Origin of the sequence: Emticicia sp. 21SJ11W-3 (genome assembly GCF_024138715.1) — a bacterium.
Lineage (GTDB): Bacteria > Bacteroidota > Bacteroidia > Cytophagales > Spirosomataceae > Emticicia > Emticicia fluvialis.
The window spans coordinates 2,376,529-2,401,039 of the sequence record NZ_CP092074.1; the positions used below are offsets into that span (position 1 = coordinate 2,376,529).

24 protein-coding genes are annotated in these 24,511 nt (G+C 40.3%); 3 read left to right on the top strand and 21 right to left on the bottom strand.

Annotated features, from left to right (window positions below; all coding sequences use genetic code 11):
• Positions 1 to 357: 357 nt before the first annotated feature.
• On the top strand, positions 358 to 888 hold the full coding sequence (locus MB380_RS10020) for a thioesterase family protein (protein WP_253535143.1): 531 nt from the start codon (positions 358 to 360) through the stop codon (positions 886 to 888).
• Here the strand turns inward: MB380_RS10020 and MB380_RS10025 are convergent.
• The 14 genes from MB380_RS10025 to MB380_RS10090 all read right to left on the bottom strand — a co-directional run bounded on the left by MB380_RS10025 (position 883) and on the right by MB380_RS10090 (position 16,332).
• Positions 883 to 1,797 (bottom strand): ribonuclease Z, encoded by a 915-nt coding sequence (locus MB380_RS10025; protein WP_253535145.1) that lies wholly within the window; start codon positions 1,795 to 1,797, stop codon positions 883 to 885. The two genes, MB380_RS10020 and MB380_RS10025, sit on opposite strands and share 6 nt — an antisense overlap.
• A gap of 70 nt (positions 1,798 to 1,867) precedes the next feature.
• Positions 1,868 to 2,290, bottom strand: a complete 423-nt coding sequence (locus MB380_RS10030) for an STAS domain-containing protein (RefSeq protein WP_253535147.1) — start codon at positions 2,288 to 2,290, stop codon at positions 1,868 to 1,870.
• Positions 2,291 to 2,347: 57 nt separating this feature from the next.
• On the bottom strand, positions 2,348 to 3,223 hold the full coding sequence (locus tag MB380_RS10035) for a hypothetical protein (protein WP_253535149.1): 876 nt from the start codon (positions 3,221 to 3,223) through the stop codon (positions 2,348 to 2,350).
• A gap of 29 nt (positions 3,224 to 3,252) precedes the next feature.
• The gene (locus MB380_RS10040) at positions 3,253 to 4,281 is read right to left on the bottom strand and encodes a glycosyltransferase family 9 protein (RefSeq protein WP_253535151.1); all 1,029 of its coding nucleotides are present in this window, start codon (positions 4,279 to 4,281) and stop codon (positions 3,253 to 3,255) included.
• A 5-nt stretch (positions 4,282 to 4,286) separates the two neighbouring features.
• The gene (locus MB380_RS10045; RefSeq protein WP_253535152.1) at positions 4,287 to 5,267 is read right to left on the bottom strand and encodes a glycosyltransferase; all 981 of its coding nucleotides are present in this window, start codon (positions 5,265 to 5,267) and stop codon (positions 4,287 to 4,289) included.
• Positions 5,268 to 5,282: 15 nt separating this feature from the next.
• Positions 5,283 to 6,449 carry a glycosyltransferase family 4 protein gene (locus MB380_RS10050; RefSeq protein WP_253535154.1) on the bottom strand — a complete coding sequence of 389 codons (1,167 nt, stop codon included), beginning with the start codon at positions 6,447 to 6,449 and terminating at the stop codon, positions 5,283 to 5,285.
• Positions 6,450 to 6,557: 108 nt separating this feature from the next.
• The gene (lpcA, locus tag MB380_RS10055) at positions 6,558 to 7,148 is read right to left on the bottom strand and encodes a D-sedoheptulose 7-phosphate isomerase (protein WP_253535156.1); all 591 of its coding nucleotides are present in this window, start codon (positions 7,146 to 7,148) and stop codon (positions 6,558 to 6,560) included.
• Positions 7,149 to 7,153: 5 nt separating this feature from the next.
• Positions 7,154 to 8,266, bottom strand: a complete 1,113-nt coding sequence (locus MB380_RS10060) for a glycosyltransferase (protein WP_253535158.1) — start codon at positions 8,264 to 8,266, stop codon at positions 7,154 to 7,156.
• Positions 8,263 to 9,243, bottom strand: a complete 981-nt coding sequence (locus MB380_RS10065) for a glycosyltransferase family 2 protein (RefSeq protein ID WP_253535160.1) — start codon at positions 9,241 to 9,243, stop codon at positions 8,263 to 8,265. The genes MB380_RS10060 and MB380_RS10065 overlap by 4 nt, the downstream gene beginning before the upstream one ends.
• Positions 9,244 to 9,272: 29 nt before the next feature.
• Positions 9,273 to 10,349, bottom strand: coding sequence for a DegT/DnrJ/EryC1/StrS aminotransferase family protein (locus MB380_RS10070; protein WP_253535161.1), 1,077 nt, complete (start codon positions 10,347 to 10,349; stop codon positions 9,273 to 9,275).
• A gap of 199 nt (positions 10,350 to 10,548) precedes the next feature.
• Positions 10,549 to 11,796 carry an ABC transporter ATP-binding protein gene (locus MB380_RS10075; RefSeq protein ID WP_253535162.1) on the bottom strand — a complete coding sequence of 416 codons (1,248 nt, stop codon included), beginning with the start codon at positions 11,794 to 11,796 and terminating at the stop codon, positions 10,549 to 10,551.
• Positions 11,797 to 11,823: 27 nt separating this feature from the next.
• Positions 11,824 to 12,660, bottom strand: a complete 837-nt coding sequence (locus MB380_RS10080) for an ABC transporter permease (RefSeq protein ID WP_253535163.1) — start codon at positions 12,658 to 12,660, stop codon at positions 11,824 to 11,826.
• Positions 12,661 to 12,697: 37 nt separating this feature from the next.
• Positions 12,698 to 13,795 carry a hypothetical protein gene (locus MB380_RS10085; RefSeq protein ID WP_253535164.1) on the bottom strand — a complete coding sequence of 366 codons (1,098 nt, stop codon included), beginning with the start codon at positions 13,793 to 13,795 and terminating at the stop codon, positions 12,698 to 12,700.
• A 35-nt stretch (positions 13,796 to 13,830) separates the two neighbouring features.
• Positions 13,831 to 16,332: an SLBB domain-containing protein gene (locus MB380_RS10090; protein WP_253535165.1), complete on the bottom strand. Its 2,502-nt coding sequence runs from the start codon at positions 16,330 to 16,332 to the stop codon at positions 13,831 to 13,833.
• A 178-nt stretch (positions 16,333 to 16,510) separates the two neighbouring features.
• Between MB380_RS10090 and MB380_RS10095 the strand changes: the two genes are divergently transcribed.
• Together MB380_RS10095 and pheA are read left to right on the top strand one after the other, a co-directional pair.
• Positions 16,511 to 18,430 (top strand): DNA topoisomerase IV subunit B, encoded by a 1,920-nt coding sequence (locus MB380_RS10095; protein WP_253535166.1) that lies wholly within the window; start codon positions 16,511 to 16,513, stop codon positions 18,428 to 18,430.
• Between the two features lie 61 nt (positions 18,431 to 18,491).
• A complete protein-coding gene (pheA, locus tag MB380_RS10100) occupies positions 18,492 to 19,565 on the top strand; it encodes a prephenate dehydratase (RefSeq protein WP_253535167.1) in 1,074 nt (357 codons plus the stop codon).
• Between the two features lie 2 nt (positions 19,566 to 19,567).
• On the opposite strand, the gene MB380_RS10105 is transcribed toward pheA, so the two are convergent.
• From MB380_RS10105 to MB380_RS10135, 7 genes are all read right to left on the bottom strand, one after another.
• Positions 19,568 to 19,804: a CBU_0592 family membrane protein gene (locus MB380_RS10105; protein WP_253535168.1), complete on the bottom strand. Its 237-nt coding sequence runs from the start codon at positions 19,802 to 19,804 to the stop codon at positions 19,568 to 19,570.
• The gene (locus MB380_RS10110; RefSeq protein WP_253535169.1) at positions 19,795 to 20,724 is read right to left on the bottom strand and encodes a bifunctional riboflavin kinase/FAD synthetase; all 930 of its coding nucleotides are present in this window, start codon (positions 20,722 to 20,724) and stop codon (positions 19,795 to 19,797) included. Before MB380_RS10110 ends, MB380_RS10105 begins: the two co-directional genes overlap by 10 nt.
• A gap of 50 nt (positions 20,725 to 20,774) precedes the next feature.
• Positions 20,775 to 21,461: a tRNA pseudouridine(55) synthase TruB gene (gene truB / locus MB380_RS10115; RefSeq protein WP_253535170.1), complete on the bottom strand. Its 687-nt coding sequence runs from the start codon at positions 21,459 to 21,461 to the stop codon at positions 20,775 to 20,777.
• 3 nt (positions 21,462 to 21,464) lie between these two features.
• Complete coding sequence (locus tag MB380_RS10120) at positions 21,465 to 22,256, bottom strand: undecaprenyl-diphosphate phosphatase (protein WP_253535171.1); 792 nt, start codon at positions 22,254 to 22,256, stop codon at positions 21,465 to 21,467.
• 57 nt (positions 22,257 to 22,313) lie between these two features.
• The gene (locus MB380_RS10125) at positions 22,314 to 22,565 is read right to left on the bottom strand and encodes a DUF3098 domain-containing protein (protein ID WP_253535172.1); all 252 of its coding nucleotides are present in this window, start codon (positions 22,563 to 22,565) and stop codon (positions 22,314 to 22,316) included.
• Positions 22,566 to 22,647: 82 nt separating this feature from the next.
• Complete coding sequence (locus tag MB380_RS10130; protein ID WP_253535173.1) at positions 22,648 to 23,523, bottom strand: ABC transporter permease; 876 nt, start codon at positions 23,521 to 23,523, stop codon at positions 22,648 to 22,650.
• Between the two features lie 80 nt (positions 23,524 to 23,603).
• Positions 23,604 to 24,464: a 1-acyl-sn-glycerol-3-phosphate acyltransferase gene (locus MB380_RS10135; RefSeq protein ID WP_253535174.1), complete on the bottom strand. Its 861-nt coding sequence runs from the start codon at positions 24,462 to 24,464 to the stop codon at positions 23,604 to 23,606.
• Positions 24,465 to 24,511 lie beyond the last annotated feature (47 nt).

A 24,511-nucleotide genomic window follows, 5' to 3' on the forward strand; every position in this document is an offset into this window, starting at 1 on the left:
CTGACTGATAGTTAAGTGCTTGTTGTTTTGTTGATGAGATTTTACAGGAAGGAAAAGCTAAAATACAAACTTTTATCTTGAAGTTTTAGTTTCCTTTAAAGAGATTAAAATGCTTATCTGCTGTTTGCGTTTGCTATTTAGGGCTAAAATTCACGGTTTCTGTAAATAGATAAATGTACCTGATATAGCCAGCGTAAAAGTGTCTTAGCGACAGCTTTCAGCACTGGTTTGAGGATGTATTATTTGAATTTGCTAAGGCAATTTTTTGAAATTCATGAATAACTGCTCTTTATTGGCTTCGGTTTAAGTATTTAAAAAACTATTCTTATTTTTGATAAAAATTTATTGCATAAGTGTATGTATGAAAAAATAAATGACGGTGAGTACCCCACCATTACCGAGTCTAAAGCTATTATCAGATTTCAGGACTGCGATCCTCTTCAACATCTCAATAACTCAAAGTATTTCGATTATTACTTCAATGCCCGCGAAGACCAGGTGGCCAAGTTATACGGCTTTAAGTTTTCTGAAGTTTTTAAAAATTACCGCACAAGCTGGGTGGTTTATCAGCACCAGATAGCCTACATTCGTCCGGCTGTAGTGAGCGAATGGGTGAAGATTTTTTCAAGAGCAATTTATTTTGATACTGATACCCTGGTAACAGAGTATTTTATGACGGATGAAAACAAAACCGAGTTGAAAAACTTTATGTGGACCACCAGTAAGTATGTAAGTGTAGAAACAGGCAGGAGAGTACCCCACCAGAAAGACATTATGCACTACCTGGCAGCCACCTGCGAGAAAGACGTTAACTTTAACCAAATCAGTTTCAACGACCGCATAAAGGCCGTAAAACAAGAGTTGCTTTTAAAACAGTCTTTTTTATAAAAGTTTGAAAGTGGCGCCCTCTGTGGCCAGAAAAGTGTTTTCAAAAACCTCTTTGGCTTCGCTCAGGTGGTTATCAAGTGTTTTGTAGCGAGACGAATAATGGCCGATAATGAGTTGGCCTGCCTGGGCTTTTTGTGCAATAGTTGCGGCCTGCCTGGCGGTAGAATGATTAGTGGTAATGGCCCGTTTCAGTTCTGAATCAGTAAAGGTGGCTTCATGAAAAATGTTGCCTACACTTTGCAATTGTGGTATGATAGCTTCATGAAAGGCCGTATCTGAACAATAAGCAAATGATTTAGACTGACCGCCAGAAACTGTGTATTCTTCATTCCTGTACACCTGGCCCGTCAGTGGGTCTTGTACGTCAAGCCCGTCTTTCAGCATCTTCAAAAACGGAACCGGAAAATTTTCGGGTAGTTTATCAGCCAGTAATTTCCTTTTATTTTCTTTGGTACGAAACAAAAACCCGCAGCAGTCAATTCGGTGTACTAAAGGAATGGTCTCTACAGTAATAAGCGGGGTTTCAACAATCCTGCTGGCGATGGTTGTATCTGTTGCAACAAAATTAACCTTAAAATGAAGGTAGGTTTGCGAATGCTTGAACTGAATGGTGAGTATCTCTGCTAACTCTTTTGGCCCATAGATGGTTAAATCTTCTTTGCGTTGGTTCAGATTCCAGCTGGATATAAGCCCGATTAAACCAAAATAATGGTCGCCGTGCAGGTGACTGATAAAGATATGACGGATACGATGCGAGCGCACTTTGTGTTCCAGCAAGCGGAACTGCGTACCCTCGCCACAATCAATCAGAAAGTGCTCGTTATCCAGCGTCAATAAATAAGCCGATGGGTTGTGTTCAAGTGTGGGAGTAGCAGAGCCCGTGCCAAGTATTAAAAGTTCAAAATTCATAATAACCCCTTGCCCCGAAAGGGGTATGTAATAAGTCTGATGGTTGAATAGTAGTTATGCGCCAATGAAATCAGTATTTTTCTTCCTGAAATCCGTTTTCTTCACCGAGGTCGAACTCGTCATCGCTTTCTTCACGGAAATCGTTTTCAAGGTCATTCATAAACACGGCATCAATGGCTTCATCAACTGTTGGCAAAATAACAAGTTCAGGTATCTTTGCCTCATCAATGGCATCAATTAAATCATCATCTTTTGTGCATATCACAAAAAGCCCTTGTTCTGTTCGGCAAACTTTGTTGGCTTTTCTGATTAATGACAAACCATCTTCATCAATTTCAGTAATTTTCGTAAAATCGGTTACCATATTGGTGTAGCCTTCACGATAAAGCTGAACCACCAGTTTTTCAAAAGGCGCAGTTATTTCAGCTCCAAAAGTAGTTTCGTCAAGAGAAATAAGAGCGTACTGCTCTGTTTTTTCAATTTTGTAATTCATATAGAACTATGTCTGGTAATTTTGCAAAATTAAGTTAAAAAAAAGCTTCTAATCAAACTATTGAAGCAAATCGATTATTTTATCTGTCAAACTATTGATTTTTCTTAAATTTCTGGCAATTATCTTGCCGGTTTTGTTTTCTTTTGGTAAAGATAAGCCATATACAGGCTCTATGGGCGCTAAAGTGTACGTTTTTAACTTTCTGTTCAAAGCCGGCCAATAGGGCATTCCTTTAAAATTTACCGATATCAACGGTTGCCCGTTGACCTTATTTGTTGAAGCGTCAATTTTACGTTCGGGTAAATTCCAAGGCCCAATATTAATACCATTATTCTTAGATAGTAATACGTTATCATAAAAATTCGGAACATGCTCAAGCCAGAGTTGGTCTGAGTTGAGCCCGATGCATAAATTGGTACTACCTTTCTGAGTTGTATTTTTACCCCACCAGTCAAGAAAACGAATGGTTTCATCAGATTTTTTAAATCCGATAAATCCTGAATGATAGATGCCAGTGTTGAGAATCTGTTTTTCGTCCGGATGCACTCCCGCGTGCAGCAATTGAGGTACCAATATAATTGAGTAATGGTTGAGATCCTGGCTGATGAAATCGACAGGATTGAAAAGCACACTGGTGCAATCAAGATACAAGACCTTATCTGACTGCTGCAAGGCATATTTTGCAAAAAAAGGTTTGGTATTATTTAGCAGCTCTAAGGTGTTGTAGGTAGCAGCCATGGTTTCAAAATCCGGAATTACTAATTCATCAACACTCACAATCCTATACGGTGATTGAAAAGCGGACGGAATCCTTTCGGCTTTGTCAATAAGCCCTATAAAATAAATGGCACTGGGGTGGTTTTCCCTGATGGTGTCGCCCAGCAGAATAGCATTGGGCAACTGGTTTATATGACAAAGTGTAAAAAAAAGCATAACATAACTGCCACAAACCGTGGTTGGTTTCAGGCTAAAATTAACAATTTATTTTCATTAATGGCCTTTATCACTGTTTCAACTTCAATGTCTGCACTTGGGCCGCTGGTATTTCTAACAATTATAGCATTTTCACCCGTTTTATATCTGCCTGAATACGGTATATGATTCACAAAGTTCTCCAGTTTGCCAATCATAATCAGGCCAGGCGTACCTACGGCATTGGCCAGATGCGCCGGGCCGCTGTCTATGCCTATAAAAAAAACGGCTCTTCTGATAACCTCTGCTGTTTCAAGTATAGAAAGCCTGCCGCATAAATTAACAAAACGAGGGTTAGATATTTTTAAATCGCTGCTCAGACCAATTTCAATAACATGAAAATCAGTGCTTTCAAGTAAATGGGTTATCAGCGCTTCCCATTTGGTATTGTTCCAGTTACGGCTGTTTTGGGCTGATTGCGCATGAATAACCAGAAACTTATGGGGTAATTGAAGCTGGTCAACCCTGACTTTGTGCTTGTCGGTTAAAAACAAGCGCGGTTGCATATCTTCAACAACAAGACCAGCCATTTTTTGTTGAACCGATAATAAATTACCCTGAAAATAGTAATTATGTATGGTTATATCTCTCGCGTCGGCTTCCGGATTCTCAACATACACCTGGCAAACCGGGCAATAGCTGTTGTTTCTGAACTGTAAATTATAAATAGTATCAAAAATGCCTGAGTTAATTAACAAGCGACGTTGATTAGCGCAGAATTCTTCCAGTATTTCATCCAGATTCGGATTGTTTTCCAGCAACTCTCTGAAAACCGGTTTTACAATCCAGATAAGGTAGTCGTCGGGATGCTTCTGCCTTACCTGCCTGCTGATGGGTTCTCCGGCTACTATATCACCAAACTGCTGGGTTAGTATAATGGCTACAACTTTTCTTTTGCCAGAAAACCCTGCTTTTAAAAGTATCAGTCTGAACCAAACCCTGAAAAAATGCCAATAAACCAGAAACAGATGGGTATATTTTCTATAACGATGTTGCCAGAGCGCAATAAATTTCTGCATAAAGATTATGACTCAACCAGCTGAGCTAATTTTTCAAGCGGGAGTTTTAAATATTTTCTTACCCGCAAATATCGTTTTATTTTAGGAGGTTTAATATAATCGCACTTAAAATGTTTCCAGTAAAGCTCGTTGTTTTTAAGCAACTCATTTCTATAAAGCTCAAATAATGCTACTATATCAGGCCTGTCTTCAAAGTTTATTCTGTTCTGGTATTTAGACACCTCATTGGGTTTTGCTATCAGGTAACCACTGTAATGAAAAAACTGTAAAGCCGTTGAATTGTTAATAAACCATCTGCCGTTTTTCTCGGTGCATATTCTCTCATGCAGATTCCAGTAGGCTACATTGTAGCCCAAATGCTTGTTGATTAACACGTTGTCAAAATAAACCGGAAAAAAATCTGCCCAGTGCTGGTCTACAAATAAGCCGTTGCATAGATCAATAAGGCATTCTTTTTCCAGTTTTTGGCACCACCAGTCAACCATTTTTCTGGCTGAATCTGACCTTCTGATGGCCACAAAACCAAAGTTAAAAACGCCTGTATTTACAATATCTTCTTCATTTTGCCATTTGGTGTCGTTGTAAGGGGTTGTGGTATGCGGGGTAACAACAATATCGTATTTTTGTAGGCTTTCTTCCAGATGCGTGAGCTTATCAAAAACAATAATATCTGGGTCAAAGTAGATTATATTGGTCGCTTCCGGATTGTTTCTAAGAAAATAATCAAGATAATAGGGCTTAACTGCCGTATTTAGTTCTGTTATATCATAGCGTGCGCACATACCGGGCAAGTCTGCTATCTGTATCTTATCCAGCTCAAGCAGCGGGTAATCAGGCAGTTTAGATGTATCAATATCTTTGGTATCCAGTTTATCTACCAGCCCGATTACAAACCGGAAATCCGGATTATGTTTTTTAAGCGAGTCGCCTAATGTATGTGCCTGTGCCAGATAGTTAACAGAACAAAGGGTGAAAGCGAGTGTCATGTATGCGCCAGTCTTTTATGCCAGATTCTCAAATAATTTTTCAATTTTAACAATAGAGTTTTCAAAACTGTATTGCTGCAAAACTTTTTCTTTGGCTCTTTTACCCAAAATATGGTTAGGGGTATCCTTCAGAGCCAGAATTGCAAGGGCCATATTTTCAATATCGAGATAGTCAAAAAGTTTTCCGGCGTCTTGTTCAATAAATTCAGAGCAGCCACCGGTTTTTTCAAATCCGAAAATCGTTCGTTCTGCCAGCGCGGCCTCAAGCATTACCAGAGGGAATGGGTCTTCGCGTGAAACTACCGTGAAAACATCAAAACAATTTATCAGCTCAATGGCTTCGGGGGTGGGTTCAATAAAAGTAATATGCTCGCCGATACCCATCCTGTCTACATCAAAGGCTATTTGTTCATAATACTCACCAGATTTCCTGATACCCACCCACACAAAGTGTATTTCAGCTGCATTAGCGGTAATTAATCTCTTTGCCAGAGAAACAAACACATCAATACCTTTTCGCCATTCAGCATTGCCACATCCGCCAATCAGAAATGAGCCTTCCGGAATATTGTATTGCTTTCTGATGGCTTGTTTATTTACCTGAGCCGACCTTTGAAGCACCGCATCATTATCAACAAACGAATGAATTATTTTTACTTGATGGCTGTCAACACCGTGGTTTTTTATCAGATTATCTGCAACAGCCATTGAGCAGGCAATTATACAGGCACTTTTTTGAAACAAAGTAATTCTATCGCTTTGCTCTGAATAAAGTTGGATTGAAAACTCAAGCTCATGAATATGCGTAATGAGCGGGGCATTCAGAATTGACAGAAGTTCTGGTATAACCGGGGCAGAGGCTATAGTATTGGCATAAATAATGTCGAAATGCTCATTAGCCAATTTGTTTTTAAGGTCCACTTTATTTTTCTGGTAATAAGTGGCTTGCTTCATACCAATTTTACCCAGCCATCGCTTCCTTAAAGTTTCAGGAGCATGGTGGGTATCTTTAGGATAGTGATATAAATGGGAAATTTGCTCAAAGTCTTTTTCCAGAACACCCCCATCAAGCAATAGCAAATGAACTGAAACCTTCTTTTTTTGAAAATACCGCATAATATTTAACAAAAAAAGCTGAGCTCCGGCTCTGTTTGCGTCATGACTGACAAAGAGAATCTTCATGAATAGGGATGTCTTAAGCTAAAGGTATTCAGAAAATAATGATAAACAGTTTTTTAAAAACAATATGCTTTATTAAACGGGTAATAACCAAAACCGAAATGTAATACATTACTTTTCAGCGCTTAATACTTTTTTTTCAATCAGCAGCATCAGAATATGAATTACTTTGATATGAATCTCCTGAATGCGGTCTGCATACCCAAAGTGCGGTACAATTATATCGGCATCTGCTTTTCCTCTCAATTGGCCACCGTCTTTACCCGAGAAGATGACAACCTTCATGCCTTTTTCGCGGGCGGCATTTACCGCATTTATTATGTTTTTAGAGTTGCCACTGGTACTAATGCCCAACAGCACATCACCGGCATTACCCAGGCCTTCTATAAAGCGCGAAAAAACGAAGTCGAAACCGTAATCGTTGCCCGTGCAGGAAATATGGCTTGGGTCTGATATAGCTATTGCGGCCAGCGAGCGGCGGTTTTCTCTGTACCTGCCAGAAAGTTCTTCGGCAAAATGCATGGCGTCGCAATGAGAACCGCCGTTGCCACAAGAAATAATTTTTTTGCCATCTAGCAAAGCATCTGCCATCAGATTAGCAATTGCCTCTATATTTTTAAGGTTTTGTTCTGAAGAAATAAAATCATCCAGCACTTTTTGTGCTTCTTTTAATTCAACAAGTATATCATTTATTGCGCTCATATCTTTTATTCCTGGTTTTCATTAAAAAAACTAACCCACTTCTCAATCTGGTTTCTGATATCAAAGTTTATCGCCCTGTTTTTTAGTGTTTCTTTATTTATTTCAATTTGCTTATTCTGAATTTGTACCATTGCGCCGGCTAAATCTGCGGGGTTAAAGCTATCAACTACCAAACCCATACCTGGCTGCATAAATTCAGATATTCCGCCTGAATTAAAACCTGCAATGGGCTTTTGAAGATAAGCAGCCTCTATCATTACCAAAGGGAAGGGGTCTTCGCGGGCCAGCAAAACAAAACCATCTGCCAAATTAAAATAATCATAATAGGCATCAGATTGTTCACCAATCATTAAAAAATTCAGTTTTTCAGTTGCCGCCCTTTGTTGCAGATAGTGTAAAACCCCTGTTTTCTTGATGTTACCCAGCCAAATCAGGTAAGTATTTTCAGGAAGGTTTTCAACCACATCCGGTACCAGGTCATATCCTTTTCGGTGGTTCATAGAGCCAGACATCAACCATACAAATGCGTTGGCAGGTATGCCCAGTTGTTTTCTTAACGCTTCTGCCGGTTGTTTAACTACTATTTTTTCTGTATCTACAAATTCATGCAGAAGAATGGTGTTGTTATAGCCCATCTGCCGGATTCTTTTTTCGACAATGGCCGAGCAGCAGATTATTTTTTCTGCGTGGTCAAACTGAAACCGGAAATCGTCATACACAATTTCGTCATAAATCCCTACCAACTCATGTACATGAACAAAATAGGGGATATGAAGGCTATGCGCCAGCCTTGCAAAACGAGGCATGGTAAGGGTATTCAGGTACCATTTGTCTGCTTTTACCTGTGCCTGTATCTTCAGAATCCAGTTTTCTTCCGGCGTTTTTCTGAATAGCTGAAAGTATATGCCTTCATAAATTTTAGATAAAAAGCCATTTGTACTGGTATTGATAAAGGTCTGGTCGGCGGTTGAGTGTTTTGCAAATAACTCACCATTGCTGCAACTGTACACCACCGATCTGATTTTGCCTGATAAATGCTTCAGCAGATACCATATCATCATCTCAGAGCCTGTCCGGCCGCCGGTTGGTGTCAGAAAAAGAATGGTTTTATCTTTCATTTACTAATTTTATAGAAAGTTGGTTTTTTCAATAGAATGCTCCAGAAATAGCCTGAAAAAAGGCCTATCGTACGGGCAAATCTTTTCTGGTTTTGTAGCTCTCCGAAAGGGTTTTTCAGATGAAGTATATTGGATACCATTTTCATCATAAAAAATACAGGAACCCAAATCCAGTAATGTAGCATGAGTAAAAAATAATGCAATGCTCCATACTGTTTCCGAATCCAAACCAGATTAGAAAGCTGAATCTGTTCATCAAACCGGTTAAAATAAGTATAGTTACGGGCATCTTCGTAGCGTTCTGGTTTACTGCCCCATTCTTCATGAATAATACGACAGTTTTTAAAAACCAGTTGCCTGCCAATTTTTCCAAGTCTGTTTCCCCATTCGGTATCTTCACCATACAGAAAAAACTCTTCATCGAAGCCCCCGGTTTTTTCAAAGCCTTCGCGCCGCACCATAAGAAATGCAGCGGCAATGTAGTCTACCTGCTCAGGGTCGTCATATTTTGTGTAGGGTATAAGCGTATCGAGGTATTTTCTGAGTGGGGGTGGGGTAATCCAGAAATCTCGTCTGAACGTAAATGTATGATAAAACGCACGGGGTGTCAGATCCGGATATACCTGATATGCACCACCGGCAATGGCATCCGGGCGATTATCAAGGTTATTGACACAGCGGTCTATCACATCTTCAAACAACTTGGTATCTGAGTTCAGTAATAAAAAATATCTGCCTTTAGCCTGCTTCATACCCAGATTATTGGCCCTGCCAAAGCCTGCATTATAACCTGTGGGTATCCAGTTTACTTCCGGAAAAACCGCCTTTACATAGCCTTCATCATCGCCTTTCGACTGGTTGTCTACCACAATTACCTCATAACTAACCTTCTGTGTAAACTGCTGCACTGTTTTCAGACACTCAACAATTAACTCAGGTGTACGATAATTGACAATAATTATGGATACATCAACCACAGAAGCAATTCGTTTTCTTAAACAATAGATTAAAGTGTACTATTTACTATCTTGGCAATTCGTTCTGCATCTTCAAGCGCCAGATCATAATACAAAGGTAATGATAATGCCGCTACTGACAACCGCTCAGAAACCGGGCATGGTGTGTAGAAATCTAAATAAGGCAGCTGATTGAGAGAAGGATAAAAATACCGCCGGGGAACAATGTCTTCTTTCTTTAGGGCTGCGGTTACCTCAAGCAGTTTTTGTTCAGAGGGTAACATAATAGGGTAGTAGGCATAGTTATAAACAAAGCCTTCTATATTATGCCGGGGTTGTTTCAGTTTATCCCAGTTAAGCAGCTCATTATATTTTTCAGAAACAATTTTTCTTTTTTCTATGATATCGGCTACATGTGGCAGGTTAACCAGACCCATAGCTGCATGAAACTCTGAGTTTTTGGCATTGATACCCATCATGTAATAGTCATCGTTTTTATGCCCGAAACTTCTGTAATGCGCCAATACTTTTAATAGTTCGTCGTCTTTACATATCACACACCCTCCCTCTACTGTATGAAAAACCTTTGTAGCATGAAAACTACAGGTGGCCACATCGCCATAAGAAAGAACCGAATTGCCTTTATAAGTTGCGCCAAAACTATGGGCGCCATCATAAATTACTTTCAGGTTATATTTACGGGCAATCTGCTCAATTTTTTCAACATTGCATGGCCTGCCATACACATGCGTAGCCATTATGGCAGTGGTTTTGTCGGTAATGGCCTGCTCAATTAAATCAGCATCAATATTATAGGTATCTGCCTCAATATCTACAAAAACAGGCTTTACGTTTTCCCATAAAATTGATGTAGTAGTGGCACAGTAGGAAAAGGGAGTAGTTATAATTTCGCCTTGCAGATGCAGCGCCTTAATGGCTAATTGCAGGGCAATTGTACCATTGGTTACAAACAAAAGGTTTTTAACGCCCAGGTATTCTTTAAGGCGGGCTTCTAATTCCTGCACCAGTGGGCCATTATTAGTAAGCCATGTACTTTCCCAGATACCCTTTATTTTATCCTGGTATTCTTCAAAAGGGGGTAAAAATGATTTTGTTACGTTTATCACAATGTGCTATTACTAGGTTTGAAAACTGATGAAGATTCAGAATCTACTCAGATTTTATGGCTGTAACGTTATAGTCGCGTGATACACAGGTTTCTGAGCCTATTCAAAATGCAGTTTGCAAATGTAATTAATATTTGAATATAAGGAAGATGAATTTCAGAATCCTTTCAAAGGTATTACACTATGGGGTTTCGGCGGGTTATGAAATAAGCCCGTCAACTTTCCACGTTTTCACCGGAATATGTATCGGGCGTACGGCACCTGGCCATTTGCCATACCAGCTGGTGCCTTCGCGGTAGTCGGCCACATCAAAACTAATGGCATCTTCTATAAAAAATACCGGGTCTGAGGTGTCTTTTACTATCATAACCGATATATAGTAAGAACCATCGTTAAGGAAATTACCGGGTATCTCCAACACACCTTTTACCAACCCTTTGGTAAAATTCCTGGCCGTACTGCCTACGTTAAAAACGCATTCGCCTGTCATGCTATATAAAAAAACACTCAGGTTAAGTTCTGCGTTTTCAACCATATTCCAGAACTCAAATATCACCTTAAGCGGCGTGCGTACATCTATATTTTTGCTGCCGTTAACAAAGTCGGGCGATAACTCAACGTGCTTAATACGCACCATGTCATTACCCGGCGCGTCGTCTGGGGTATCCCAGCTTTGTGTCAGTTTAAATTTTGAAATGCTTGTCATGTAATCGTGTAGCACTTCACCCACTTCACCATATTTAACAAGGCCTCCCTTTTGCAAGAACGCAGCCTTATTACAAAGCCCCTGAATAGCGGTGGCATTGTGGCTTACAAACAATACCGTACGGCCATGGCTGGACACATCTTTCATTTTGCCCAGACACTTTTTCTGAAACTCAGAGTCGCCTACGGCAAGCACTTCGTCTACAATCAATATTTCAGGTTCAAGATGCGCGGCAATGGCAAATCCCAGACGCACATACATGCCTGATGAATAACGTTTTACAGGTGTATCAAGAAATTTTTCTATACCGGCAAAATCAACAATTTCATCAAATTGTTTTCTTATTTCGTCCTGCCGCATTCCCAGAATCGCACCATTCAGAAAAATATTCTCTCTTCCGGTTAATTCAGGATGAAACCCCGTACCCACCTCAAGCAGGCTGGCCATTCTGCCTTTTACACGTACTTCGCCATGTGTAGGCTCGGTTATACGGCTTAGTATTTTTAAAAGGGTTGACTTACCTGCACCATTAGAACCCACAATTCCTACTCTGTCTCCCTGTTCAATATCAAAGCTCACACCCCTTAAAGCCCAGAAAACCTCTTTGGTTTCCTGCTCTTCTTTATTGGCAAACATCTCTTGCACAAAGCCCGAAAGGGTTTCTTTCAGATTCAGATATTTCTTTTTCTTATGGCTAAGTATGTACTTCTTTGAAATATTTTTTATTGATATTGCTTTCATGCAAAGTGCCTTTCAGTAGTCCAAAAATTAAATGTAATCCACAAAAGAATTTTCGTTTTTACGGAAAAACCAAATGGAAAAAATCACCGATATTATAGCAAATATAATGCTTGGCAACAGGCTCTGCCAGTTTAGTGGAGAGTGGTCGGCCAATAAAGACCAGCGCATACCGTCTATGGTTCCAACAATCGGGTTTAGATTATAATAAGTATACCACCAAGCAGTTTTTTGTTGTTCGCTTGTGTAACCGACCGGAGAAATAAAGAAACCAAACTGAACAATGAATGGAATAATCTGGGCAATATCGCGGTATTTAACATTTAAAACGGCGGCAATAAGACCCAGCCCAAAAGCATTGAGATAAGCCAGCAACATAAAAAGCGGTGCCATGAGTATCTGCCAGTTGGGCATAAACTGGTAATAGAGGCAAAAGACAAAAAACATGGCAAAAGCTATGAGGGCATCCAGAAGCCCTACCAGCAACGAACTGAATGGGATGATTATCCGTGGAAAATACACCTTCGACACCAGATTGCCATTGCCTACAATACTATTACTGATTTGTGAAAGACACTGCGAAAAGAAAAGCCATATAATTACGCCCGGTATAACAATAATCATATAGGGCAAAGTTGAGTCAGTCTCCATTCTGGCAATTTTACCAAAGGCAAAGGTCATTACAACTGCCGTTAGTAATGGCCTGAAAACCGCCCAGGCAATACCTAACACTGTTTGTTTGTAGCGCACCATGATATCTCGCTTACCCAGTATCCAGAATAGTTCTCTCTGCAGCCAGATGTCTTTCCAATAATGAAGTGCCGATTTACCCGCTTTTATTACTATTTCGTTATCCGATTTTTTCATGCACAATTCAAATTCAATCAATAATAAAAACTTACATTTAGCTAACCAGCTCCTGATAGGTTCTTCTGAAAATGATAAACACTACGCAAATAAAAAAGCCTAAAAATGCCCCCAATTTTGAGCTGCCACCAATAATGTAATCTTTTCTGATTAATGGCAGGCGCACCGGCTGAAGCATAGTAAAGAGGGGAGTCTGATGAATCAAAAGCATTCTGAGGTTTTCTACAGACGCCATTTGCGTATAATACTGATTTGATATAAAACTGTTGTTACGGTTTTGCTGTTGCTGGCGCATAGGCGCTGTGGGGTCAACAGCGTTCAGGTTCTGGTAGGTGGTAATAGCCAGTTGTCTGTCTGCAGAGCTTAACTTGCCTTCCAATTCTCTCAGACGGCCTACCTGAATATCGTATATTTCTTTTGTTTTTTTGGTGCGCACTTCAATGTAAAACTCTTCCAGGGTTTTTAACAGGGTTTCAAGCCAAATTTTTGTAAGCATTTCGCTATTTGTATTGGCCGACAGCACCATTATTGAACCATTCTTGTCTAAAGGAGCCATGGTGGTCTGTTTTACCAGTTTTTCATAAATGGCTGTAACAATTTCGTTTTCAGGTTTACTGAACTGGTCAGGGCTTTTGGGTTTAAATCTGAATTTAATTGCTGCCGTATTGGCGGCCTTAAACCAGTCGCCAGCCCATTCTTTACGGCTTATATCGCTACTGTCTTTATAATAATTAATAAACAATACCTTCCGGTTATTAACTACTACCTCTTTCATGAGGGCTCTTTCGTACAATGCCTTTGATGAAATTACTGACGTAAAGTTGCCACCACTGAATAAATCATTCGACTGTGAGCCACCCATATTACCAACTCCAAAGGCACTGGCAATGCCGGCAAAACTACCCATGGCATTCTGGTTAGACGAACCAGACTCCAGATTGAAATGAAGCTCTCCGTAATACTGCGACTCCTTGAAGTTCTTGATGTCAAAGATAATACTGCCTAATGTGCCTATAGCAATACTTATCAAAAGCAATCTCCACTCACTACCTATCAGTTTAAAAAACTTAACAATCTTCTGAAATAACTCTTTTGTATTGATCTGCTCTTCTTGTATGATTTGTGTTTCAGCCATTGTTTTATTAAAAATAGTGTTTTTTTTACCACTGATTATTTTGAAAGCGAAATGATTCCGAGAATGGTAACTACTGTGGTCATGGTTGCGCCAATGGCAGTTAAGAATCCCTGAAGCTGCGATAGCTGCTGTTGGGCAGTAAGGTTTCTTTGAGGAATAATAATCTCTGAACCAGGTTCAACCTTTGGATAAATATTTACGAAGAAAAAGCGTCTGGTCCGGTCAACCGAGCCGTTAGCATATAAAATATATGATTTACTTTTAAGCGATTTTTTTGTAAAACCACCAGCCTTTGAAACGTAATTCATGAAGGTTTCTCGGTTAATGTACTTAATCGTAGTTGGATAGAGTACCTCGCCCTGAATACGGACAGTTTCCAGGCGTTTAGGAATACGGATGATGTCACCATCCTGAAGAATCATATCCGCATTTGAACCCGGGTTTTCTATGATTTTCTTGAGGTCAATACCTATTGATGATTTTTTGGTGCTACTATCTGCTTCAATTTCAATTCTCTGGTTATTGCCGGCGCTATTGGCAATTTCGCTGATCGTTTTTCTTCTTTGTTCCAGCTCTACATCGCTCAACTGAATGGTTCTGATAAGCGTTGCCCCTTCAATGTAAGATTGCGGCGTAAGCCCGCCTGCACGTGCAATGGCGTCAGATATTTTCTCGTCTTTGTTTTTAATTCCATATCTGGCCGGAAACAAAACTTCGCCCTCAACACTTACAAAAGACTGGCTTACGTAGTTGGGTGATTTTCTGATGAAAATTTCGTCGAACGGATAAAGAATAAAGCTAGTACCGGCCGTTTCCACACTCAGGTCAGGGCGGATATTGAACTGAAAAGTATCTGATATCTGCGCACTGGTTGATGTTGGGTCTACATTGCGCTTGCGTCTTACTACTTCTACTCTTGATAAAGAGGCAGATTCTGACAAACCGCCTACTTTTACCAGTACGTCTTCAATTGTAAGGTTTCTTACATACGGAATTTCAATGCCACCTTGCCCGTCCGGGTTATTAATAGCGCCCTGAATACGTATATAAGCTGGTTCTGTTAGGTCAAATACCGATGGAATAGTTACTACATCTTCTCTCTTAAGAACCACATCCGCCGATTTACCTTTTATTATATCATCCAGATTGAGCGATATGTTTTCAATAATCATATCTTCTCTGGTTCTGGATATGGCAATTCTTCCCGTCAGGGCTTCGCCGCGTAATCCTTCTGCCGACTTAACCAATTGCATAAGGGTAGGGTTGCTGTCTAGTGAATACTCACCCGGGCGGAAAACCGAACCCTGAATTTTGACCATGTTTTCGTATCTTTCAAGGAGTCTTTCAGTGATTACAGAGTCGCCAGACATTATACTGAAGGTATTAAAATCTGCTTCCAGTACATCCAGTATTTTACGTTCACGGCTGGTGTTTCTATGCACTTTTATGCGGTGACGGTAGGCATAAGGGTTAAAACCTCCGGCATAGCTAATTAAATCTGATAGTTTTTCATTTTCGGTTAGTTCAAATAATCCATTTCTTTTGGTATTACCGCTAACTGCTATCCTTGAAATAAATGGCGAAATCTGGATGATGTCCTGATCTTGTAGAATAATGTTATCTTTGGCAAAACCTTTAATGAGTACTTCGTACAAATCAAGCGAAGCAACAATTCGGTTATTCCGTATCAAATTAATCTTTCTGAACGTACCCAACTCGTTAGGGCCACCGCAGGCATACAAGGCATTAAGTATGGATGACAGCGAAGAAAGTGTGTACGTGCCAGGTGCTACCACTTCGCCTGTAACCGTTACTTTTATGCTTCTGATATTGCCCAGAGAAACAATCAGATGCGTGTTAGGCGGAAAACCTTCATAAGACTTTAAACCTGTATAAACTTTGGCCATTCGGGCCATAATTTTCTCTCTTGCCTGCTCCATAGACGAACCAGCCAGATAAATAAGCCCGACACGGTCTAATGTTATATAGCCGTCTGGCGATATAACCGTCTTATAGTTAGCCTGTGAGTATCCATAAATATCAATAACCAACTGGTCGTTTGGGCCTAGTACATAATTGCTGGGTGTAGCAATATTTAGTGCCGGCGTTGGGTCAAACCTGGTGGTATTGAATAAATTGTAGCCAAAAATTCTTTTTCGTAGGGCTGCTCTTGAAGCGTCTTTCTCCAATTCAGACTCACGAACTGACTTCAACGAGTCTTCTCGTGCCATTGAAGCAAGGTCTGCTGCACTTAATTGCAGATTTCTGGATGAATTGGGGTCATTACTTACATTTCTGTTATTACTACCTGTTTGTTGAGTGCCGTTTTGCTGGGTATTTGAAGTTTGCGGTGTATTTCCAGGATTACCCTTCGTACCAATGGGGGCTCCGGTTGTGTTTGCAGGTGATATTGGCCCGGTGGCTGGGCCGCCTCCGTTACCTGTGGGGGCATTTTGTGCAAAAGTATTGCTAATTATTAGCGTAAAAACCGTAATTTTGAGAAAACTTTGTAAGAAATTATTTTTGTTAAATTTCATATCTATAACGTTATTTGCCAAATTACAATTAGGAATTTATGTGTGCCACAACTTAATACAATGCAAAGTAAGTGAAGTTTTTTTATTTTTTTGCGCTTTGGTATTAAGTATGTGATAAAAAGAACTTTGAATTGCAAAGTAAGTTATAAAATCAAATAAAACAAAATATTTTTCAAAAATGGCTGAAAACAAGGAAGTAACTTATAACGAAGACAGTATTCGTTCGCTTGACTGGAAGGAACACATAAGATTACGGCCGGGTATGTATATCGGAAAATTAGGAGACGGATCGGCTGCTGATGATGGAATCTATGTTTTATTAAAAGAGGTACTGGATAATTGTATTGATGAATATGCCATGGGTTATGGCAGGTCTATTGAGATAAAACTGGACGAAGGTAGTTTGGAGGTAAGAGATTACGGACGCGGAATACCCCTGGGTAAAGTGGTTGATGTGGTATCTAAAATAAACACGGGCGCCAAATATGATAGCAAGGCTTTTCAGAAAGCGGTGGGGCTTAACGGAGTAGGTACAAAGGCTGTAAATGCGCTTTCGTCAAGGTTTAAAGTACAGGCTTACCGAGATGGTAAAACCAAATGGGCTGAGTTTTCTAAAGGCGAATTGGTGAGCGAATCGGAAATTATAGATACAGACCAGAAGAATGGTACCTGGGTTACTTTTACCCCTGACGACACAGTGTTTAAGCACTATCATTATATACCGCAATTTGTGGAGTCAATGATTTGGAATTACTGCTACCTGAACGCAGGGCTTGCTATATTCTTTAATAAACAGAAGTACATTTCTCAGAATGGATTACTTGACCTGCTGCGACGCAAAACAGATGAAGACCTGTTGAGGTACCCTATTATTCACCTGAAAGGCGAAGACATAGAGGTGGCGTTGTCGCACGGTAACCAGTACGGAGAAGAGTATTATTCATTTGTAAACGGACAAAATACTACGCAGGGTGGTACGCACCTTTCGGGTTTCAGAGAAGCAATTGTAAGAACTGTCAGAGAGCATTTTGGTAAAGACTATGCTCCGGAAGATATCCGTCAGTCAATCATTGGCGCTATATCTATTCGGGTACAGGAGCCGGTTTTTGAGTCGCAGACCAAAACCAAGCTGGGGTCTCAGAATATGTCGCCCGAGCCGCATTCACCAACGGTAAGAACATTCATAAGCGATTTTCTGAAAGAGCAGCTAGACAATTACCTGCACATGAATCAGGCGGTTAAAGATGCCCTTAAAAAGCGCATTGAACAGTCTGAAAGAGAAAGGAAAGAATTGGCTGGTATTAAAAAACTGGCCAACGAAAGAGCCAAAAAAGCAAACCTGCATAACCGTAAACTTAGAGACTGCCGTTTTCATCTGGATGATGAAAAGAACGAGAAACGTCATGAAACCGTAATGTTTATTACTGAAGGAGACTCTGCCAGCGGCTCAATAACCAAAGCGCGAAACCCCGAATTACAGGCCGTATTCAGTTTAAGAGGTAAGCCTTTAAACAGTTTTGGTCTCACTAAGAAAATTGTTTACGAAAACGAAGAATTTAACCTGCTTCAACATGCGCTGAACATTGAAGATGGTCTGGAAGGCCTCAGATACCAGAAGATTATTGTAGCTACCGATGCCGACGTAGACGGCATGCATATCCGGCTGCTATTGCTTACATTCTTTCTGCAGTTTTTCCCGGACCTGGTGCGTGAAGGACATTTGTATATTCTGGACACGCCGCTATTCAGGGTGCGCAATAAAAAAGAAACTATATATTGCTACTCAGATGAAGAAAAAGAGGCGGCAATTAAAAAGCTTTCGCCAAAACCTGAAATTACCCGTTTTAAAGGTCTTGGGGAGATTTCGCCAGATGAGTTTGAAGGTTTTATAGGTGAAGATATTAAACTGGACCCCGTAATTCTTGAGAAGGAATCATCAATTACCAAAATTCTGAGTTATTACATGGGCAAAAATACACCTGAACGCCAGCGGTTCATTATTGAAAACTTGAGAGTTGAGAAAGATGAAATTGATGAAAAACTTGAAGAAATTCTTGACCTGAAAGAAGGAACCCCCGATTTGAAAGAAGTTGCCTGATTATGAGCCTGAAATGGTTTTACCCTAATTTATTATAGACATTTAAACACCTATCTTAACAGTGACACTAGACGAAGTAAGAAAAGATATTGATTCAATTGACGACCAGCTATTAGTATTGCTCAATAAACGCATGCAATTGGTGCAGCGGGTAGGTGAAATAAAACGTTCTACCAAAGCTATTATTTACAGACCCGAGCGTGAAAAGCACATCCTTGACAGGATGAAGGCGCAAAGCCAGGGGCCTTTGACAGAAGACGCCATTGATGCCATTTTTCTGGAAATATTTGCCGCTGCCCGGAACATTGAATTGCCCGAAAGAATCGCTTTTCTGGGGCCGGAAGGGAGCTTTACGCATCAGGCGGCAGAAAGCCGGTTTGGCGCTATGAGCGAGTACATGACACTGCCCACCATTAAATCGGTTTTTGAGGCAGTTGATACCGGCAGAGCTAAATATGGAGTGATTCCTATCGAGAATAATCAGGAGGGTATAGTTTATGAAACTGTAGACCTGCTGAATGAGATGAGTGTAAATGTAGCGGCTGAATTAAAGATTCCGGTTCATTTTGCGCTGGCTACAGAAGCTGAGAATCCATCGAAAATCAAAAGGATATATTCTAAAGACATTGCCTTCAGGCAATGCCGCGGGTTTCTGAACAAGTACTTTGAACAGACACAACCGGAAGAAATTCAGGTGGAGTCGACCTCAAAGGCGGCAAAACTGGCCGCAGAAGACCCTGAAAGTGCAGCCATCTGCTCTGAAATTGCCGCAAAACTTTTTAGCCTTCCTGTGCTTTTCAACAACATTGAAGATAACGGACAAAACCGTACCCGCTTTTATATATTGGCCAAAGATTTTGTAAATGAGAAAAGCGGTAATGACAAAACCACGATTATTGCTCGTTTACCCGATACCGATAAGCCGGGTATTCTGGCCAATTTTCTTCAGGATTTCAAAAAGGCGGGTGTAAACCTTACAAAAATTGAAAGCCGGCCATACAAAGGCAGTGAAGATTTCAATTTCTGGTTTTTTATTGAGTTAGAGGGTTTCTTTAAAGATGAAAATCTGGAAAAAGTTTTTAAGAAACACAGAAACGCCATAAAATGGCTGGGTAGTTATGTAAAAAATACCTGATGCTATTTTTTTCTGAGAACAGCAGCGGCTGCAATAAGTACCCATACGATATTAACAAACATTGACGGATATGCCTGGTGGAAATATGTATTGATTACAAAACATATTCCACCAATGGCATTGGCCCAGATGTAACGCGCATCTTTGGCATCCATTTTGCCTTGAATATTCAGGAAATAAGAGCCTGTAACCAATACCGCCCCGATCCAGCCTATTATTTCTACCAGGTTTAGTTGCATAAAATCTGAATACCCGTTTCTTTATCTTTTGTTATCTGGCTTTTTAGTTCATCCAGTCCGTTGAATTTCCGTTCAGGCCGTATGTAATCAACCAACTCAACGGTAATGTTCTCACCGTAAATATCATCGCTGAAATCTAGTATGTACACTTCCTGTGTTCGGCCTATGCCGTCAACAGTAGGGCGGTTGCCTATATTCATAATGCCATTGAGCCACTGCCCACGTACAAGTGCCTTTACGGCATATACGCCATTGGCTGGTATTAATTTGTAAGACTCAGCTACCTGAACATTAGCGGTAGGGAAGCCAATGGTTCGGCCCAACTGACGGCCTTTAACAACTATGCCCGAAAAAGTATATGGCCTGCCAAGCAATTCGTTGGCCGCTTTAATCTGGCCATTCTGTAACGACTCCCGTATCTGCGTAGAGCTGATAACCAGGTTGTCTATTTCCTGCCGCGGAATTTCTTCCAGTTCTAATCCGAAACGGTTCGCATGGGCTTCCAGATACTCAAAACCACCTTCACGGTTTCTGCCAAAGCGGTGGTCGTAGCCTATTACCAGTTTTTTGGTGCCAATGGTATCAAGCAATATATTCTGTACATATTCTTCTGAAGACAGCTCTGAGAACTCTCTGGTAAAAGGCACAATCAATAGATGATTTACACCTTGCTGCTCAAGCAACTCAATTTTTTCATCAATGGTAGAAAGCAACTTTAATCCCTGGCTGTCTTGCGAAACCACCATACGCGGGTGAGGCCAGAAAGTAAGAACAACCGATTCGCCACCTGAGGCCGCTGTGCTTTCGCATAAAATCTGTAGAATTTTCTGATGTCCTAAATGAACCCCGTCGAAAGTGCCGCTGGTTACCACAGCATTAGCAAGAGGGGAAAAGTCAGATAGATTATAATATACTTTCAATGTTAAGACGTTTTAAAAGGCACCCGGGCGCAGTATTTGTGTATCACCACTCAATTATTGGGTGCGAAATTACGAATATTCTCTAAATACTGGTCGAGGCTGAGTGCATTTTCAATGCGGAATTCACCAATACGTGTGCGTCGCAAAGAACTCATGTAAGCGCCCGAATGCAGTAATTTGCCTAAATCTCTGACCAGGCTTCTGATATACGTACCTTTAGAGCAAACTATTCTGAACGATAGCTCAGGGAAGTTGCCTGCATCAACCTCAAAGGCTTTTATTTCAACCTGACGCGACTTAATGACCACTTCCTGTCCTTTTCTTGCTGACTCGTACGCCCTTTTGCCATCTACTTTTATAGCAGAGTGTGCCGGGGGTATCTGGTCAATTAACCCTGTTAGTTGTGTAACTGCCTGCTGAATGGCATCAGGTGTAATATGGCCGGTAGGATATTCGGCATCAAAATCAGTTTCCAGGTCAACCGATGGCGTAGTTTTGCCAAGCACCAGGGTTCCGGTATATTCTTTTTCCTGAGCCTGATAGGTCTCAATCTCTTTGGTTTTTTTATTGGTACACAATATCAGCAAGCCGGTGGCCAGAGGGTCTAACGTACCGGCGTGGCCTACCTTCTTATATTTAGCTGCGTACCTAACCTTGTTTACAACATCAAACGATGTCCATTTCAAAGGTTTATCTATCAGCAGTACATCATTGCGCTCGTCTGCTACTGTTTGCATCAATTAAACAATCTTTAGGTCAAATCCTGCAGCCACAAGGCCAATTATAATCAGGCCGACAATAATTCTATAATAACCAAAAACCTTGAAACCGTATTTCTGAAGAAAACCAATAAAGAACTTTATAGCCAGCATGGCCACAATAAAAGCCACTACATTACCCACTAATAATAATTGAAGCTCTTCGGTTGAGAACGTAAGCGAGCCTGCTTTGTAGCTCTTTAACAACTTATAAGCAGATGCCGCAAACATGGTAGGCACTGCCAGAAAGAAAGAAAACTCGGCAGAGTCTTTTCTTGATAAACCCTGAAACATACCACCAATGATACTGGCAGCAGAACGCGAAACGCCGGGAATCATGGCTATACACTGAAACAAGCCAATTTTAAGGGCATCAGGGTAACTGATGTTTTCTTTTGTGGCTTTGTTTTCAAAGTATTTATCAATGAATATCAATATCACCCCACCCAAAACCATTGAAATAGCCACAACCAGCACGCTCTCTAATAATGAATCAATAAAATCATTCAGTAAAAAGCCGATAATCATAGCCGGTATAAAAGCTGTAAGCAGTTTTGTATAAAACTGAACCGACTGGAAGAAGCGTTTCCAATAAAGTACCAGAACAGATAAAATGGCGCCAAACTGAATGTTTACTTCAAAAATCTTGGTGAACTCAAGCTCGCTGATTCCCATTAATGAAGAACCGATAATCATGTGACCTGTTGAGCTGATAGGCAGGTATTCTGTTATACCTTCAATAATGGCAAGTATAATGGCCTGAAAAATATCCATTGATAAAATTAATTGTAAAAGTTTAGGATATGTGAGTTAGTACGAGCCTTAATAGGCTTATTTTTTTTTGAAAATGGCGTAAAATTCAAATATGAAGCCAATAAAAACAATAGCCGGCCCTAAGGTTATGCCCAGAAAACCAAAGCCGAACTCTTCTTTATCCTGGGTCATAATAAAAAAGCCCACAAGAATAAGTGCTATGCCTGCCAGCATTAATATATAGTTTTTTCTGGTAAACGGAAGCGCACTTTTGGTTTCAGCGCCTGTTGTTTCGGTTACTTCCGATGCTTTTGCATTTGTATTTTTCATAAGTACAAAGGTTCTGTATCCCGTATAAATATTTTATTGGTTTGCCATGCAACAGGGATATGTTTCGCATGAAAAAATGATTTTAATATAAGTCGTCGAGGTTCATTCTAAGGTATCTGTACATTGACTGAAAGGTGCTGAGCACACTGATTAAAATGCCCAGAACAATAACCCCACCGCAAAGAATACCAATTTTAAGGTAGTCTTGTAAAATAATCAGGCTTGGTATTTTATTAATTGCAATCTGCTGAACGCCCATAAACAAACCGATAGCAATTAAACCAGAAAACAAACCATGAAGTAAACCACGGCCAATAAACGGCCTTTGAATAAACCAGTTGGTAGCGCCAACCAGCTGCATACTTCTGATAATGAGCCTTTGCGAATAAAGCGCCAGACGAATGGTATTGTTGATTAACAAGATAATGGCAATAAGCAAAATAACTATAATAGAGGCGATAATCAGAAAAGCGTTGTAGGCATTTTTATTTACGCTGTCTATAAAATCTTTTGCATAATTAACCTCAAAAACCCCGGCTATTTGCTCCAAATCTTTTTTGATAGTTACCAGATTGGCTTCACTCTGGTAATCTTCCTGAATTTTAATGTTGAAGGCATCGCGGTATGGGTTTTCACCTAAAACCGGTTTGTAATCTTCTTTCAGTTCTTTCAGGACTTTCTGTGCAGTGCTTTCTTTTGATATAAACTTTATCTGTGGCGTGTTGTCCAGGTAAGCCACATAGTTTTTCTTGATGATAAGGTTATGGATAGAGTCTTGCTGAGCCGGGGTTGTTGATTTGTCAAGATACACCTGCACTTCAACATTCTGGCGCACATAACCAACCAGTTGTTTTGATGTAATGGCTATCCAACCAACAAAGGCAATCAGAAATAAAGCAGTGGTTAAGCTGATAATAATTAAAAGACTCGGAAAACTGCCTATTTTTCTTTTCGACATCTTGAATATCTTTAATACAATACTTTGCCTGTTTGTAACTTTGGGCAAAGATAGGAAATGTAGCAGAAATTCGGACTAAATTAATGATTTTTAACAGAACCTTCGGTGTCTCCACGCCAGCGGGCAATGCGTTCGGGCATGTTTTGTTCTATGATATTCTTTACAACCTCGGTTATTTCATCAACGGTTGCGTCGGGAGAAAAGTGAATAGGGTCTTTGAATTTTACCCGTAGTTCGGTATTGCGTTTTTTGTAGGCAAGGCCTGTTTTATTAAATGCCCTGCGGAAGCCGTCTATTACCACTGGCACAACAATGGGGTTATTTTCTTTAATTATATGTGCAGTACCTTTTCTGATAGGGGCATAGGGGCTGGTTGTACCCTGCGGGAAACTCACGACCCATCCAAATTGTAATCCTTTCGAGACATTATTACCTGCCGACGAGTCCAGATCTCTTCTTACGTTTTCTCCTTTCGCTCTCCATGAACGTTCTACCAGAATGGCGCCTGCCAGGCTGAACATACGCGGTATAAGACCTTCTTTCATTGTTTCGCTGGCGGCTACATAAAATGTACGCGCTCTGGGTGCAAATAATGATACCGGTATTACCCTGTTACCAAAGCCCCATTTAACCGAACAGAACACATGATAAAAGGTGATTACATCTGCAAAATAGGTTTGATGATTGGATATAAAAAATACATTCTGGTTGGGCAGGCGGGCTATTTTTTCGGCGCCTTCTACTTTTAACTGATTAGCCACTGCTATACGCCAGTAAGTGGGGAAACCAGCCACAAGAATGATAATACGTTTTAAAATAAGCCAATTGCCGAAAGGATCACGCTCAAAAATACCCAGAATATCAATGTAAGAAACAAGCCTAAAAAACAGATTAGGGTCTTTGTTGGGGATTGGTAAAAAGTTACGCAGTATTCGAATCATTATCGGTTTATATTGTTTAGTCAGGGTTTTTGAATGCGTAAGTTAAA